Source organism: Dyella japonica A8 (genome assembly GCF_000725385.1).
Taxonomy (GTDB): Bacteria; Pseudomonadota; Gammaproteobacteria; order Xanthomonadales; family Rhodanobacteraceae; genus Dyella; species Dyella japonica_C.
Genome location: NZ_CP008884.1, coordinates 3,556,090 through 3,570,658, shown reverse-complemented (window position 1 = coordinate 3,570,658; position 14,569 = coordinate 3,556,090). Strand labels below are relative to the sequence as shown.

10 protein-coding genes are annotated in these 14,569 nt (G+C 63.2%); 4 read left to right on the top strand and 6 right to left on the bottom strand.

All coding sequences use genetic code 11. The features are described from left to right. Positions 1 to 12: 12 nt before the first annotated feature. From HY57_RS14935 to HY57_RS14925, 3 genes are all read right to left on the bottom strand, one after another. A complete protein-coding gene (locus HY57_RS14935; protein WP_019466699.1) occupies positions 13 to 1,812 on the bottom strand; it encodes a GGDEF domain-containing protein in 1,800 nt (599 codons plus the stop codon). A 73-nt stretch (positions 1,813 to 1,885) separates the two neighbouring features. Beyond that, positions 1,886 to 2,848, bottom strand: a complete 963-nt coding sequence (locus HY57_RS14930; protein WP_019466698.1) for a SphA family protein — start codon at positions 2,846 to 2,848, stop codon at positions 1,886 to 1,888. Between the two features lie 242 nt (positions 2,849 to 3,090). Then, on the bottom strand, positions 3,091 to 3,918 hold the full coding sequence (locus HY57_RS14925) for a hypothetical protein (protein ID WP_026034169.1): 828 nt from the start codon (positions 3,916 to 3,918) through the stop codon (positions 3,091 to 3,093). Positions 3,919 to 4,232: 314 nt separating this feature from the next. On the opposite strand from HY57_RS14925, the gene HY57_RS14920 reads away from it, so the two are divergent. After that, on the top strand, positions 4,233 to 4,718 hold the full coding sequence (locus HY57_RS14920) for a hypothetical protein (RefSeq protein ID WP_144240837.1): 486 nt from the start codon (positions 4,233 to 4,235) through the stop codon (positions 4,716 to 4,718). Positions 4,719 to 4,838: 120 nt separating this feature from the next. Here HY57_RS14920 and HY57_RS14915 read toward each other — a convergent pair whose 3' ends face one another. After that, complete coding sequence (locus tag HY57_RS14915; protein WP_019466695.1) at positions 4,839 to 6,221, bottom strand: epoxide hydrolase family protein; 1,383 nt, start codon at positions 6,219 to 6,221, stop codon at positions 4,839 to 4,841. Positions 6,222 to 6,272: 51 nt separating this feature from the next. After that, complete coding sequence (locus tag HY57_RS14910) at positions 6,273 to 7,031, bottom strand: alpha/beta fold hydrolase (protein WP_019466694.1); 759 nt, start codon at positions 7,029 to 7,031, stop codon at positions 6,273 to 6,275. Positions 7,032 to 7,622: 591 nt separating this feature from the next. Here HY57_RS14910 and HY57_RS14905 point away from each other — a divergent pair. After that, positions 7,623 to 8,429 carry an SDR family NAD(P)-dependent oxidoreductase gene (locus tag HY57_RS14905; protein WP_019466693.1) on the top strand — a complete coding sequence of 269 codons (807 nt, stop codon included), beginning with the start codon at positions 7,623 to 7,625 and terminating at the stop codon, positions 8,427 to 8,429. A gap of 110 nt (positions 8,430 to 8,539) precedes the next feature. Here the strand turns inward: HY57_RS14905 and HY57_RS14900 are convergent, their stop codons facing one another. Then, positions 8,540 to 9,514 carry a GlxA family transcriptional regulator gene (locus HY57_RS14900; RefSeq protein WP_019466692.1) on the bottom strand — a complete coding sequence of 325 codons (975 nt, stop codon included), beginning with the start codon at positions 9,512 to 9,514 and terminating at the stop codon, positions 8,540 to 8,542. Positions 9,515 to 10,541: 1,027 nt separating this feature from the next. Here HY57_RS14900 and HY57_RS14895 point away from each other — a divergent pair. Then, positions 10,542 to 11,318 carry a response regulator transcription factor gene (locus HY57_RS14895; RefSeq protein WP_019466691.1) on the top strand — a complete coding sequence of 259 codons (777 nt, stop codon included), beginning with the start codon at positions 10,542 to 10,544 and terminating at the stop codon, positions 11,316 to 11,318. Between the two features lie 78 nt (positions 11,319 to 11,396). Then, the gene (locus tag HY57_RS14890) at positions 11,397 to 13,772 is read left to right on the top strand and encodes a hybrid sensor histidine kinase/response regulator (protein WP_158407934.1); all 2,376 of its coding nucleotides are present in this window, start codon (positions 11,397 to 11,399) and stop codon (positions 13,770 to 13,772) included. Positions 13,773 to 14,569: the final 797 nt, after the last annotated feature.

Genomic DNA, 14,569 nt, shown 5'->3' with positions numbered 1-14,569 from the left:
GGCCGGGTTCCATCACAGGCCGGAACGCCGGTCGGCATCCGTCGCGCCTGCCAGGTCCTGTTGGAACGGGGCGGCCTCGATGCGATCCCGTCCCCGTTCTTTCGCCCGATAGAGCAGGCTGTCGGCGGACCTCAGGAGCGAGTCCAGCGAGGGGGCATCGTCGGGACAGGTGACGGTGACGCCAAAGCTCGCCGTCATGGAAAAGCGCCTGCCGTCGGCGGTAAGGATGGTTTCCCGATGCAGTCGCTCCATCAGGCGCCGTGCGGCGGTGGTGGACTGGTCGGGGTGCTTGATTCTGGCGATGGCGGCGAACTCCTCGCCACCGGTTCTGGCCACGAGATCCTCGGTTCGCCATGTTTCGCCGCACAGTTCGGCGAGCTTCTTCAGTGCCAGATCGCCGGCTTCATGGCCGTATGTATCGTTGATGCGCTTGAAGTGATCCACATCGAAGGCGGTGAATGCCAGCCAATCCCCGGCGGCGCGCGATTCGGACAGCATCTGGAGGGCGCGGGCGTGGAATGCGCGGCGGTTGAGCAGGCCGGTGAGGAAATCGGTTTCCGCCGCATGGCGAAGTTCACCGATGAGGCGTTCGCGTTCGCGCTCCAGCTCCAGGCGGCGCTGATTGTTGTCACTCAGTACGCCAAGCGCGGTGAACAGATCCCTAATTTCTCCCCGGTAGCGGGCATTGTCCGGACGCGTCGGCGCATGGTTGGTCGCCAGCTCCAGTGCGATGCGGCGTGCAGCGACGAAGGGCAATACGATCTTCCGGTGGAACTGCCGCGTCACCAGCCACAGAAAGCTCGTCAGCAGCACAAACGCCGCGGCGATGACGATCAGGCGCAGGCGTTGCCTGCCTTCATCGGCCTGCAGCGTCGCCGAGCCCAGGCGGAGTGCTTCGTCCCGCAGGGTCGCGATGGGGGCCAGATAGGCGATGTAGCGTTGCCTGAACTGATCCGCGGCGGTGTGCTGTCCACCTTCCTGATTTTGCTTCACCACGGCTTGGGCATAGTCCAGTCCATCGCGCATGTAGGTGCTGTCCACATGACGAACCAGCGCGTCGGACATCGATGCGCGCTCCTGCACGACCGTCGTGCTCAGCCAGTCGAGCAGGCGGATCTCGCCGGTGGTCTGTTCGATGTGGCGCAGCTCGTCCGGCGAAAGCCTGCGGTGGTCGGCCAACGCCAGGGAGACCTGTGCGCCGAGCTGTCCGGCCTGGTCGCGCAGCAGCGCCGCGAACGACGCGGCATAGATATAGCGGACCGTATCCGGGTCGTGCTGCACCGAGCGGGACACGTTGTTGCCCGCGAACGTCGCAAGCTGCGAGCTGGTACCCGTCAGGTGGGCCATGGCGTCATTCATGCCATCGACGGATCGCAGCGGTGGCGCCGTGGCAAGGATCGCATCGATCCGCGCGCGGGCATCGGCCAACGTGGAGCGGGCTGCGTCGAAGCTGGCGATCAGGTTGTCGCATGAACGACAGGCCGGCGCGCGCATGGATCGACCGAGCCCATCCATGCGTGCATTCAGCGCACGGCGGGCGACATCGATCCGGGCATGATCGTCGGGCTGTGCATCCGCCGACTGCGTCATCCACTGCGACGTGGCCATGCGCTCGATGGAGAGCTGCTCCATCGCGGTGAGCGCGGCGCGGAACCGGTCGAAATCCTGCGCCGAGGCCTCGGCCTCCCGATAGGCAGACCATTGGTGGAACAGTCCCCATGCCGCGAACGGCAGGATGGCGGCATACACCGCCAGCACCAGCCACCTGAAATGGCGGTTGATGGAAGCCTGCCTGGACCACGCGAGCGTCATGGATCACTTCCTTCCAACGAATATCGCAACAGCCTGATCGGACAGCACCGGAACACCTGCATGGCCCGGGCGATCAGAAGTGCAGGGTGGCGGATGCCAGCGCCAGGTCACCGCGAAAATGCCGCTTGGCATCGAACTCGTGGTAGTAGCGTGCTGCAAGGATGAGGCCGTAGCCGCCGAGCTTGCTGCTGTAGTTCAGTGCGGGGCCGGCGCCGCTGACGCGTCCCTTCAGTGAGCCAAAGAGGGCGCCCGCACCGGAGTCAGCCGTCACCTGGCGATAGGTGTACCCCGACAGGCCCAGCTCGAAGTGCGGCGTCAGCCGCTGCCCCACGCTAAGTTCCAGATGCAGTTCGTTGCCGCTGAGGTAGCGCGTGGTGGTGTTGGGCGAGTTGATGCCGTAGCCAAGGGCGGCGGACACTTCCGTGCGGTGATTTCCCGGCGCATACGTCAGCGCCCAGGTGAAATCGCCCGCCCAGCGGTTATGTCCGGTGGAGGGCGTGAAACCCTTCTGGTAATCGCCGGTAGGAGCCCACACGGTGAGTGCCAGCGCATGGCTGAAGGCAGGGCCAAGTCGCCAGCCAAGACGCGCGCCCAGGCTGGTGTCGCTGAGCCCCGTGCCGCTTACAGAACGCTGCACCAGTCTCCGCGGGCCTTGCACCTCGCCGCTCAACCTGACGTAGGCGTAAGGCGCGCCCACTGAGAGCGCAAGCTGGCCACCGAGCACCTTCCGTTGGGGCGCGTAGAGCAGCAGGGCAGTCAGGCTGTCCGAGCGCTTATCGAGTTCCTTGACGACCACGCCTCCCTGGACCGTGCCGCTGACCGAGCCGCTGTACTGGACGCCCACCACCGTGACGTACCAGCCGGGCGCCGGGCTCAGGCCTGCATCCAGCGACTGGCTGCCAAGCAGGTACATGCCGCCGGCACCCTCCGTGGCTTGAACGCACGGCGCCATCGCGGCCAGCAGGCAAACGCAGAGGATGCCGCCGGCGCGGGTGCCAGCACGGCGACCTTTGCGAAGCGCCTGGCCATCAGTCATCCCCGTATCCCGGCGCGACTACTTTCGGTTCGGTGAGGGTTGTCACGCTATGCGGGGACATGGTTTGCATGCACGAAGCATTGAGCGCGGCCTGCATGAGCGAATGACGCTCATGCATCGAATCGGATGAGGCATGCATCGGCACGCCAGATATGACTTGCCACCCGACCGTGAAGGGATGCCGTTTGGGGGAGACATAAAACGATCCTTCGGCTTGCATGTCGGCACCGCGTGGTGAACGTCTACTTGGGAAGCAGCAGCGTGGTTGCAAAACGGAACCCCCAGCCTTTGGCGCCGTTCTCGGGGCTTTCGGCCCAGTAGCGAATGCCGCCCGTGAAGCTCACCGGCAGCTTTCCGAAACGGGTGAGCTTGGCGGCGGTGATGTTGACGGGCACGCTCCATTGGGTGTGCTTCCAGTCGTAGCTGGATTCGGCGTTGATGCCAAAGGTCCAGGCCGTGGGCGTGGTGTAGCTGAGGAAGGGCTGCACGAAGGTGCTGCTGATGTCCGGATGCGAAGGGTCATGTCCGCGACCCACTGAAGCGAATGACCAGATGTGATTGGCGAGAAAGCCATAAGTCCAGCCATGACTCTGCTTGAGCACGACGGCCGTGGGGCCCGCGCCCCACTTCTTTGAGCCAAGCAGGTCATCCGTTGCCGTCGGGATAAGGAACGCGGGGCCCACGCCCCAGATGATGCCGTTGCCCGAGGGCTGCTTCGGCGAAAAGAACAGGCTCTGCGTGATGTCGCCGAGTCCAAACTGATGGCCGCTGCCCGGCGCGATGTCCGACTGCGAGGTCACCGGAAGGATGGTGCGCGAAATCATGGTCCAGTCCGAACCGACGCTCACCGGTATCACCGGCTGAAGGTTCAGGTAGGTGCGATGGCCATCATCGGCCGGGCCCATCTTCTGATCGTAGTTGAACTGGAAAGGCACGCTGATCATGGCGGCCACCGGATTGCTGAGCTTTTTGGCGAGTTCCGCGTTGTCGCCACCCAGATCCTGCGCGCATACCGCGGTCACGGACACGAGCCATAGCGGAAAAGCCAGATATCTCACGAGCGTTCGCATGCGTTGTCACCCGGTGTGCCGCGGTGGGGGACGAGTACCTGGCCCCCGTGGTATGCGGACGAGGTTGGGCAAGGTGATTCACATCCCATCCCGCCCCGATGCGCGTCAGCATGTCGCTCAAGGAGAAGAATCTCTACCGAAGAACTACCTAGACAAAGGCGCTTTGTGCGTCCGCATCGCGTGCCGCGTGCTGCGCGTCGTCTACAACGGGCGGGTGCACTCCGTGTGGATACGCGCAGGTGCGAGCGCATCACCGTGTTCCGGCGACAGACATTGGCACGGAGTCATATCCATGACATCGTTAGAGGCGCACGATGATGGCATCCAGCGGCGCTTACCACAGGGAGTGGGCTCAGAGCGAAAGCGTTCCGGCGGAAGAGGTGTTTGAGTTGCTTGCCCAGGAAGGGCGTTTACAAGGAGGTTGCATGGTGCTCGATCGCGCCAATCCTGTTTCCTACGCACTGACCGTCGCCAGGTCGGTGCTCCAGCTCATCGACGATGTGGCCGATCAAGAGGGCCTGCCCAAGCCGATGGCCTCGGCGATGGCGCGTGTCACCCACTGCGCCATCGCCGGCCTGGTGCGATTCATGGCGGCGCGCAGCCATGTATTGGGGTGTGATCTGGGCAAGGCCGTCGACCACTCCAAAGCGGATCTGGAAGCCATGGCCCAATTACTGGACCTGGTCATCACCAGTGACTTGACCCGGCGCAATGCCGACCATGTCGCGGTCGTCATCCGCTGTACCGCCTACGGCATCACGGAGCGGCTGAGCCACGTGGAGCATGTCATCGAGCAGTGAAGACGGTTGCGGCCGTGAGGCGTGATGCATGCCGGGGCGGTGCGCAAACGGGTGGGCGTGAATGTCGCCTGCTCGCGCCGAATCATGGCCCGCAGATGGGAGCGGGCCATGATCGTGTCATCAATGACGAAGCGGCCGGAACGCCTTGCGCAGTTCTTCACTGAAGAGTTCCGGCTGTTCCCACGCCGCGAAATGGCCGCCCTTGTCCACCTCATTGAAATAGATGAGGTGGTGATAGGCGCGTTCTGTCCAGCTCCGTGGTGCCTGATAGATCTCACCCGGAAAAACGGTGACGGCCGCGGGAATCGAAATATCGACGGCATTGAAGTTGTTGGCGTTGTTTTCCCAATACAGGCGTGCCGCCGACGTCGAGGTGTTGGTGAGCCAGTACAGCGTGATGTCGTCCAGCATCTCGTCCTTCGTCAGCGAACGCTCGGGGTCGCCGCCGCTATACGTCCAGTCCGCGAACTTGTCGTACATCCAGGCCGCCGATCCCACGGGGGAGTCGGCAAGCGAGTAGCCCTCGGTCTGCGGGCGCGTCACCATCATCGCGGCATAACCGCCACCCTTGCTGTAGAGGTTGTTCATCGCGTTGTAGGCGGCTTTCTCCTTGTCCGAAAGTCCGCCCGGTGCCGGCTGGCCTGCACGCAGTGCGTCCGCGATCTCCGGCGGCACGGTGGCAGGCATGTTGACGTGAATGCCAAGCAGGCCCGCCGGCTTTTGCGCCGCCATCTTGTCGACGATGACCGAGCCCCAGTCACCGCCTTGCGCAACGTAGTGCTTGTAGCCGAGGCGGCGCATGAGTTCGGCCCAGGCGCGGGCCATGTGATCGGGCGTCCAGCCGGTGCCGGTGGGCTTGCCGGAGAAGCCGTATCCCGGCATGGAGGGCAGCACGAGGTCGAAGGCATCCTCCGCCCGGCCGCCGTAGGCGACAGGATCGGTGAGAGGGCCGACGGTCTTGATCATTTCGAACACGGACCCGGGCCAACCATGGGTCATGATCAGGGGCAGGGCGTTCGGGTTGCGCGAACGGACCCACACGAACTGGATGTCCACACCGTCGATGGTGGTCACGAATTCAGGCAAGGCGTTGAGCTTGGCCTCGGCCTTGCGCCAGTCGTAACCGGTCTGCCAGTAGTGCACCAGATCCTGCATCCTGGCGAGCTGGGCGCCCTGGGTCCGGTCGGTGACCGTCTCCTTGTCCGGCCAGCGGGTTTCCTCGATGCGCTTGCGCAGGTCAACCAGCTGCGCCTCGGGAATGGCGATGTGGAAAGGGCGAATGGATGTGTCATCGCCAGCCTTGGGCGTCGCCGGGGGCACGGTGGCTTCGGCCGCCGATGCGGTGCCGGCCACGACCGCGGCGACCAGCAAGGCCAGGCCGGCAAGATGCGCGATGACCGAAGCCTTCAGGGTGGATGCGAACGTATCGAACGAGGGGATGACATCGTTCTTGTCGATGGGCGTCAGCGGGTGGCACGCCGCCGTCAGTGGTTTGGAATTCACAACAAGCCTCCTGCGAAATACGGAATGGGACCAAAGGGTGTCGACAGGGCATCAATCGGATGGACGTGCCGCTGTCTCGATGACCTTGGCAACGACGGCGGGCTGGGAGGCGTAAACCGCGTGACTCGCTTTCACCTCGGTGACCTTGGCGCCGGAACGCTGGTACATCCAGCGCTGAAGTTCGGGATTTATCGCGTGATCCTGCGTGGTCAGAACCGCGTAGCTCGGTTTGCTGTGCCACGCCGCTACCGTTGTCGGCGTGGCAAACACCGTGGCGGAGACGGGTTGTTGCGCATCGGCAAGGAATTCAGTGGCCGATGCGGGAACATCCGCCGCCACCGTGGCATGGAACTTCGCCGGATCGATGTACAGGAAGCCATCGGGCGTGGAGCGCACGGCATCGTTCGGCGGAGCGAACTTCGATACCAGTGCTCCGATGGTTTCCTGGGCATCCGGCTGGAAGGCCGCCACGTAAACCAGCGCACGCACCTTGGGATCACTGCCAGCGTCCGTGATGATGGCGCCGGCATAACTATGGCCCACCAGTACGATCGGCCCTGTCTGTTGATCGATGACGCGCTTCGTGGCCGCGATATCGTCGGCCAGCCCTGTAAGCGGCTCCTGGACCACGCTGACGTGGTAGCCGTCCTTCCTCAGGATGTCGTAGACGGCCTGCCATCCCGAGCCATCCACGAAGGCGCCGTGCACCAGGACAATGTCCTTCGCGGCCGGCGCGGATCCGGCGTAGGCCGAGGTGGCCGCCATGGTCGACAAGAGGGCGCCAAGCAGCGCCTTGTGTAGCTTGAGCATAGGAGTCTCCTGAGTGGTGTCGGTGATTGCGTGACGTTGCTACCGGACGATGCAGTGGGAATAGCGGAGGCGCTTTGCCTCGATCGGAGTTACGCGTAAGCGTGGGTGGAAGCGTGGAGCTCGTGCGGTGTACGCATGTTGGACTTTCTGGTGATGCCGCAAATGACGTAGATGAGGCGATTTAGGACAACCGGCAGCGCGCACGGATCGTGTGGCGCCCGGTAAGCCAGGGCCTCGATACGCAAGCCGTCTTGCGCTGTTTCCGGATGCAGCTTCCGTAACGGCTCGTGGCCGGTGTGTTCATGAAACCGTGGCGGCGTATCCCGGGTGTGTCGCCGGGTGGTTCGAAATGCGGCGTCATGTGTCGCGGCGGGCGACGGATACGTTTCGATACAAAGCGGTTGGCGCACTGACCGTGGCCGGTCGCCAGGGCAACCAATCAATGTCGATGGTCAGCGGGCGCCGTGCGGGCGTGTCACGTGTGGACGCGTGGCATAAAAGGTGGTGTCTCCGACATTTAAGTTCGTGCCGGACCGCCTTACAAAGTCGTCATGTCGCCGGCATCCCGCCGGCAAGCCAAGAGAAACGGACATGACCACACTCGAAAAAGGCACCGCCCTCATCACCGGCGCCTCCAGCGGTATCGGTGCCATCTATGCGGACCGTCTGGCCCACGATGGATATGACCTCATCCTGGTCGCGCGCCGCCGCCAGCATCTGGATACGCTCGCCCGGCGACTGACGGACGAAACGGGACGCTCGGTACAGGTGGTTCAGGCCGACTTGAATGATCCCGCCGACCTCGCCAGCGTGGAGCAATTGCTGCGCACGGATCGCACGCTCTCGATGCTGGTGAACAACGCGGGCCTCGGTGCCACCGCGCCGCTGCTCGAGGCGGACGTGAATCGCATGGCCGAGATGATTTCGCTCAACGTCAGCGCGCTGACGCGACTCACTTATGCTGCGGTGCCTGGTTTCGTCGAGCGTGGGAGTGGCACGGTGATCAACATCGCGTCGGTGGTGGCCATCGCCCCCGAACTGCTCAATGGTGTCTATGGCGGCACCAAGGCGTATGTACTGGCCTTTACGCGCTCGCTGCATCACGAGCTGGCCGCCAAAGGTGTGCGTGTGCAAGCGGTGCTTCCCGGAGCCACGGCGACGGAGTTCTGGGACGTGGCCGGCACGCCGGTAGAGCATCTGCCTTCGGCCATCGTCATGCGCGCAGACGCCATGGTGGATGCCGCCCTGGCTGGCCTCGATCAGGGCGAGCTCTTCACCATTCCGGCCTTGCCCGATGCCCGCGATCTGGTGGCGTATGAAGCAGCGCGCGAGAAGCTGCTACCCCAGCTCTCAAGGTCGGCGCCGGCGGAGCGTTATCTCGTGGCACGGGTGTCCTGATACCGGTCGTGACGAAACCTGCGCAGGGGCTCGCACTCAGGCGAGCCCCTTTTTTTGCATGGGTGTCGTGGCAAGGCAGGTGCCGGCACGGTTCCGGCTCCCGACTCCCGTCAGGCAACGCGAGACATGTCGTTGTCCATGGCGTTGGCATGCTGCCCCAGCGCATGCCTTCGCATCGCTTGCGGTGACTGACCGAAGCTGCGCAGAAATGCCCGCCGCATGCGCTCCCGGTCGGCGAACCCCACCTCGCGGGCAATGATCTCGATGCGATGTTGCGTCTGCTCCATCATCAGTCGTGCGGCTTCCACGCGCAGCTGTTCCACCGCCTTGGCGGGCGACTGACCGGTTTCGGCGGTGAATGCACGACTGAACTGGCGGGGGCTCAGATGGGCAGCAGCCGCCAGTTCCTCGACGGTGAGGGCAGAGCGCAGATGACTCCTGGCATAGGTCAGCGCGTTCTGGATGCGGTCCGACTTGGGTTCCAGTTCGAGCAGCGCGGAGAACTGCGATTGGCCGCCCGTCCGGCGATGGTAGACAACCAGGTGTTGCGCCACGGTGCGCGCCACCTCGCTGCCGAGGTCCCGTTCGACCATGGCCAGGGCCAGGTCGACGCCCGCGCTCATGCCGGCGGACGTCCAGATGTCGCCATCGATGATGAAAATGCGGTCTTCCTCGACCGTTACCGCCCCGTACTGCTGCTTCAGTTGCCTGGCGAGCATCCAGTGCGTGGTGGCCCGACGCCCATCCAAAAGGCCTGCCTGCGCCAACAGGAATGCACCCGTGCAGATGGCGGCTACGCGGCGCGACGTGCTGGGCGCGGCACGAATGATGTCGATGACGGACGCATCGACCTCGGGAACACCCACGGCGCCAGCAATCAGCAGCGTGTCGAAGCGCTGCGTGCCCATGGCTTCCGTGTGGATGGCGGTGCCCAGCGAGCTCATGACCGGCCCGCCCGACCCCGACACGATGCAGACCTCGTAATTGGTGAGTTTCAGCGCGAGGTTGGCGAACTCAAAAGCGGACGCCGCGGCCAACGACATCATCTGGAAGCCGGGGTACACCAGGAAACCGATACGCTGCATGGGGCCAGCCCTCGCGTGGCATAAAAGGTTGCAATAAGCTAATTTAGGTCGCAAGGCATTCAAATAACAACTGTCACGACCTGCAACCCGTTCCGCCACGCGCGACAACCCGCAGCCACGGGTGATCCAGGCCGGGTGCGGCGGGGCCGGAGGGGACGGCGACGCGTTGCCGGGGGCTGGCTTTGGCGTAAGCCGATACAGACCTGGCCACATCTCACAGCCGCGGTTTTTTGCTCGTCATTCGCAGGCCGGAATCCAGTTGCAGCCGGGATCGGTTCTCGCCGGTCGGTCATGAACGCCATTGCGACAACTCATCCTGTTCGTACTGGATCAGGAGTGCCGTAGTGACCTGGCCCCGTCACTGGGCGTAAGTCGATGCCAAAAAAAGAAATTCGACCTCAGTGGACATTGCGGTCGGGGTCTCCGCGCGATTGCCAAGAACCATTTGCAGTCCCATGACAGAGCTACCGTCCCTGGTTTTGAGATCGGTTGGGGCTGCCGTAGGGCCGCGCACTAGGTCGTGCAATAAGTTGGCCGGCTATCGTTCGGCGATGGGTTGGCAAGAGTTCCTTGATCGGGAAGCCTGGTCGCAAATGCCGAAGGCGTGTGATTTCCGAGCGAGCTGTGCGGGCACATCGTCATAGTGGCGTCGCCCCGCGGCGATCGCTGCCTTGGCGTGTTCGAGCTGGACAAACCTGTTTTCGCTCAGGCACTGCGCCGATTCAGCCGCGATTTGGTGATGCCGGTGAGCCGTATCGCAGCGGTAAAGCCCCCGCCTCAACCACCGTGGTCAGAGGGTAGAGATCAACAAGCTTTCGGCTGCCCGGTTTCGTCCGACGGAAGTGCGTGGAATGTCCACGGGAGCCACGCTTTGTTGCGTCTGCCAAGACGGGATTTTGGTCAAATCGTAGGAGGTTTCGCTTAAGCTTGCGCAGGGCTTATCTTGAAGCAATTTCCCCGTTGCGCTTGGCTGCCCAGAGCATCGGGATCATCGGGCAGCCGTGATGGGCATTCATAGGAGCATGTGTTGGCCAAGCATCAGCCGTTCGTCCTGATCATCGACGATCATCCCGAAGAGTTGCGTGCGGTCACCGAGCTGTTGCGTGTGGAAAACATACGGGTGAATCTCGCCACGGATGCGCAGCAGGGTTATCAGCGTGCGCAGGCGCTTTCGCCAGACCTGATCCTGCTTGACGTGCGCATGCCCGGCGCCGATGGGTTTGCAGTGTGCCGTATGCTGAAAGCTGGCCCGCGCACGCAGGACATTCCTATCCTTTTCCTGAGTGCGGCAAGTGCCGACGAAGAACGGCTGGAAGGCCTGCTCCATGGCGGCGTCGACTATATCCTGAAGCCGTGTCTCCCCAGGGAGGTGCTGGCACGGGTTCGTATCCACCTGCAACTGAGTTTGCGCGCCGGAAAGCCGGGCGCCGAGTCCGAGCCGGAGGCGCTGCTTTCCCCAGATGAGGTGATGCTTCGCGCGGCCATACGCTTTATCAGCGACCATCTAAACCAAGTGCCGTCCCTGGCGGATATCGCCGACAAGGTAGGCACGCACAGCAAGCGACTGTCATCGATCTTCCGCGAACACATGGGCGTGACGGTCTTTCACTGGATTCGCGAGGAGCGGCTGCGTCGCGGCCGCGAATTGCTCACCGAATCGTATATGAGCATGCAGGATATCGCCGACCAGGTTGGTTTCAGGAGCGCATGCAATTTCACGACGGCCTTTCGCGAACGCATGGGCATGACGCCCACGGCCTTTCGCGCAAGCACGCGGGTACGTGAAACCCATGGTGGCGAATGACGTGTGGCCGTTGATGGGGGATGCGTGGTGTCGGTGAGTATGGTTCGCCGCAGGCTGGCGTTGTGGTTGACCTGGGTTGTGCTGATCACCGCACTGTTCGCCCCCCACACAGCGGCCCGTGCAGCCGACGTGGAACTCGATGCTTGTCCCGCCAAGATGCTGGACCTGTCGCCTTATGCACTGATGGCGGAGGATGCGTCGCGAACTCTCGATGCACAGGGCGCGCTCGCCTTGTTTCCCGGGCTGTCGCCAGCTCAGGCGCCGCATGAGCTACAACGCGGGTACAGCAGCTCCGCATGGTGGCTGAAGGTAAGTCTGCACAATGCAACCGGTGAGGCGTGCTCCGCCTGGTTGCAGGCCGGGCCGCCGCGATTGCGTGACGTGCGCCTGTACGTGGAGATGGCCGGCCGCTGGCAGGAGTGGCAGGCAGGTACGGACTATCCGCTGAGTGTCTGGGCGCTGCCGGAACGCAAACCGATGTTTCCGCTGGTGTTGCCACCAGGTGCCAGGGCCACCTTGCTCATGCGTGTTTACACGCCTGGTCTCCTGGTGAGCCTGTCGCCGCGACTATGGACGCCAGGCGAGTTTCTGCGCGACGGCCTGCGCGAAGCGGTGCTGGATGGCGCCATGCTGGGAGCGGTTCTGTTGCTGGCGGTGTTCGGCGTGGTGTTGGGGGCGATCTATGGGCGCCGTGTGCTGATGTACATGGCGCTGGGTATGTTCTGCCATACCCTCTGGGTTGGCGTCATCGACAACTACGCCCTTGTCTACCTATGGCCGAACCGCCCGGACATCAATGCGTGGGTCATGTATCAGCTGGCAGCCCTCCTGTTGTTTCTGACGAATGGATATTGCTACGCGGCAATCGAGGTCGATCGACTGGGCCGCTGGTGGGCCTGGCTGCTCAAAGGCGTCGGCGCAGGTTATCTGTTGCTCGGTTTCTTCAGCTATTGGCTGAGTCGGATGATGTTCATTGCGCTCATCATGCCTTTGTGTCTATTCGGTGATGTCATGCTTACCGTGGCGGCGATCTACGCTATTCGCCGCCGCGTGGTGAAACCCTGGTTTCCGTTGCTGCTGGTGGGCTTTGCCTGGACAGACCTGGTGGTGCATTTTTCCAGCTACCTGTTCCACACGCCGCTCAGCAGCCAGGTGCTCTCCACGACGGTATTGCCGGATCTATTGTTGCTCGCCGTGGTGCTCGTCGTGGAAATCAGACGCGGCCGACGCGAAGAGATGGACGTACGCGTGCAGCTGGATCACCAGCAGGCCACCGAGCGCGACCGGCTGGAGCGCGTGGTGGCCAGTCGTACCGCGCAGCTGGACCGGTCGCTGCAGGCGCGCCGCGGGCTGCTGGCGCGCATCGGGCATGATCTGCGCGGCCCGCTGGCTTCGGTGTTGGACAGTACGCGCCGCTGGCAGGCGGGCGATGCACGCCGAGACTACGCCAGCCTGATCGAGCGCAACGTACGCGAGCAGATGGAGTTGATCGACGAACTGCTGGAGTTTTCGCGCGAGGAACTGGATGCTATGGAGCTGACCCTGGCGGCGGGTTACCTGGCGGCTTTCCTGCGCGATGTGGCGGAGCAGGCCGAACTGGCGACTGAGCGCCACGGCAACCGCCTGGCCTGTGAGTTCGCGGCGGAGCTGCCGGCGGCGGTGCGCGCCGACTTCCGCCGTCTTCGCCAGGTGTTGGCCAATCTGCTGGGCAACGCTGCGAAATTTACCGATCGTGGCACCGTGCGTTTTGCAGTGGATGCGCAACCTGCTTCCACGGCAGGGCGTGTCCGACTGCGCTTCGTCATCGAAGATGATGGCATCGGCATACCGCTGGATGAGAAGGAACGTCTGCTGCGACCCTATCAGCGCGGGGGCAACGCATCCCAGCACGAAGGTAAGGGTCTGGGTCTGGCCATCGTAAGTCAGCTACTGGAGCGCATGGATAGCCAGCTGGATATCCAGTCGCAACTTGGCAGAGGGAGTCGCTTTGCATTCACGCTCGACCTGGAGCGTGCCGGCGAGGAGGATATCGAGGCTCTCTTTGGTGAGGATGCGAGTGTCGATGTAGATGGTCAGGACCGCGTACTCCTGGTAGTTGACGATCAGCAGCAGCAACGCGAACTGATCTGCGACCTACTCGATGGCTACGGCTTCCACACCGTTGCCGTGGCAGACGGTACACAAGCATTGGCGCTGCTGCGCGAGCACGCCGTTGACATGGTGCTGACCGACCAGTGCATGGACAGCATGGACGGCTGGGCGTTGCTGCAATCCGTGCGTGATGAGTTTCCCGAGCTGCCGGTCATGCTCTATTCGTCACTGCCGCCGCAACGTCCGCTTGCGGTCGAGCCTTCGCTGACGTTCGACGCAAGCCTGCTCAAGCCCGCATCAGCCGGCCAGCTGGTGACCATGGTCGATACGTTCAGCACGCGCCGCAGCCAAGTGGCGCTTTAAGCGCGCTTGTCGCATGAGGGCATCATGCGACAAGCGGCTTCCCTTGGGGGCGCACTGATCAACTAGCTTGGTTCGTCGTTCCTGCACACCCCATGGGGTGCAAGGGCGGAAGGCGTTGTTGGGTTGCAGGGCAACAGGACGAAGGCCGTGAGTGTGCGGGGTCGGCTCGGCTTCGAGGTGGCGCGCAGCGTTACAGAGCTGGCGAGGCCAGGTTCGGCGTCAAGTACTCCTGGTAATGAGGCCATTGTCGGACTTGGGAGTGCCCTGATCCGTGGGCGTTTGCTCGTCATCCCAGCCTACGCCGGGATGACGGGTGAAATCAGAGCATACCTGGGCTGCTTCTGTTTTTGGTTTGAACGCCGATGATCGGCTCTTCGGTGCGACTTGAGCCGGTCGACGCGACAAACCGTCGACGTGCAAGCGGAAGGAGTGCTGCATGGCACCCAGACTTCGGCGGCACATCATCGACACCGGAAAGACCTTGGAGTGAGAGCGTTCGCAACAAGGTGAATCCCGTTGCCTGGTCGCCCGCTGGCTAGGGCGCAGGCTTTCCTCGGTGCGCCGGGTGATGACCAGACCGGCGGCATTGGCGCGGCGTCGCGCCGCAGCACCATGTGCGCCCTGACGCCGGCTTAGCGAAAAGATCCATGGGTGCAGCTGATCATGAAGCGCTGCGCCGGTGTTATGAGAACCAGGTCACAGTGAATCGCGCGCGATACCCGCGACCAAAGGAAGTTGGCCTCGAATCAAAAGTCGATCACCTGACGAGACTCTTACGATCCGAAAGAAAATGTGTT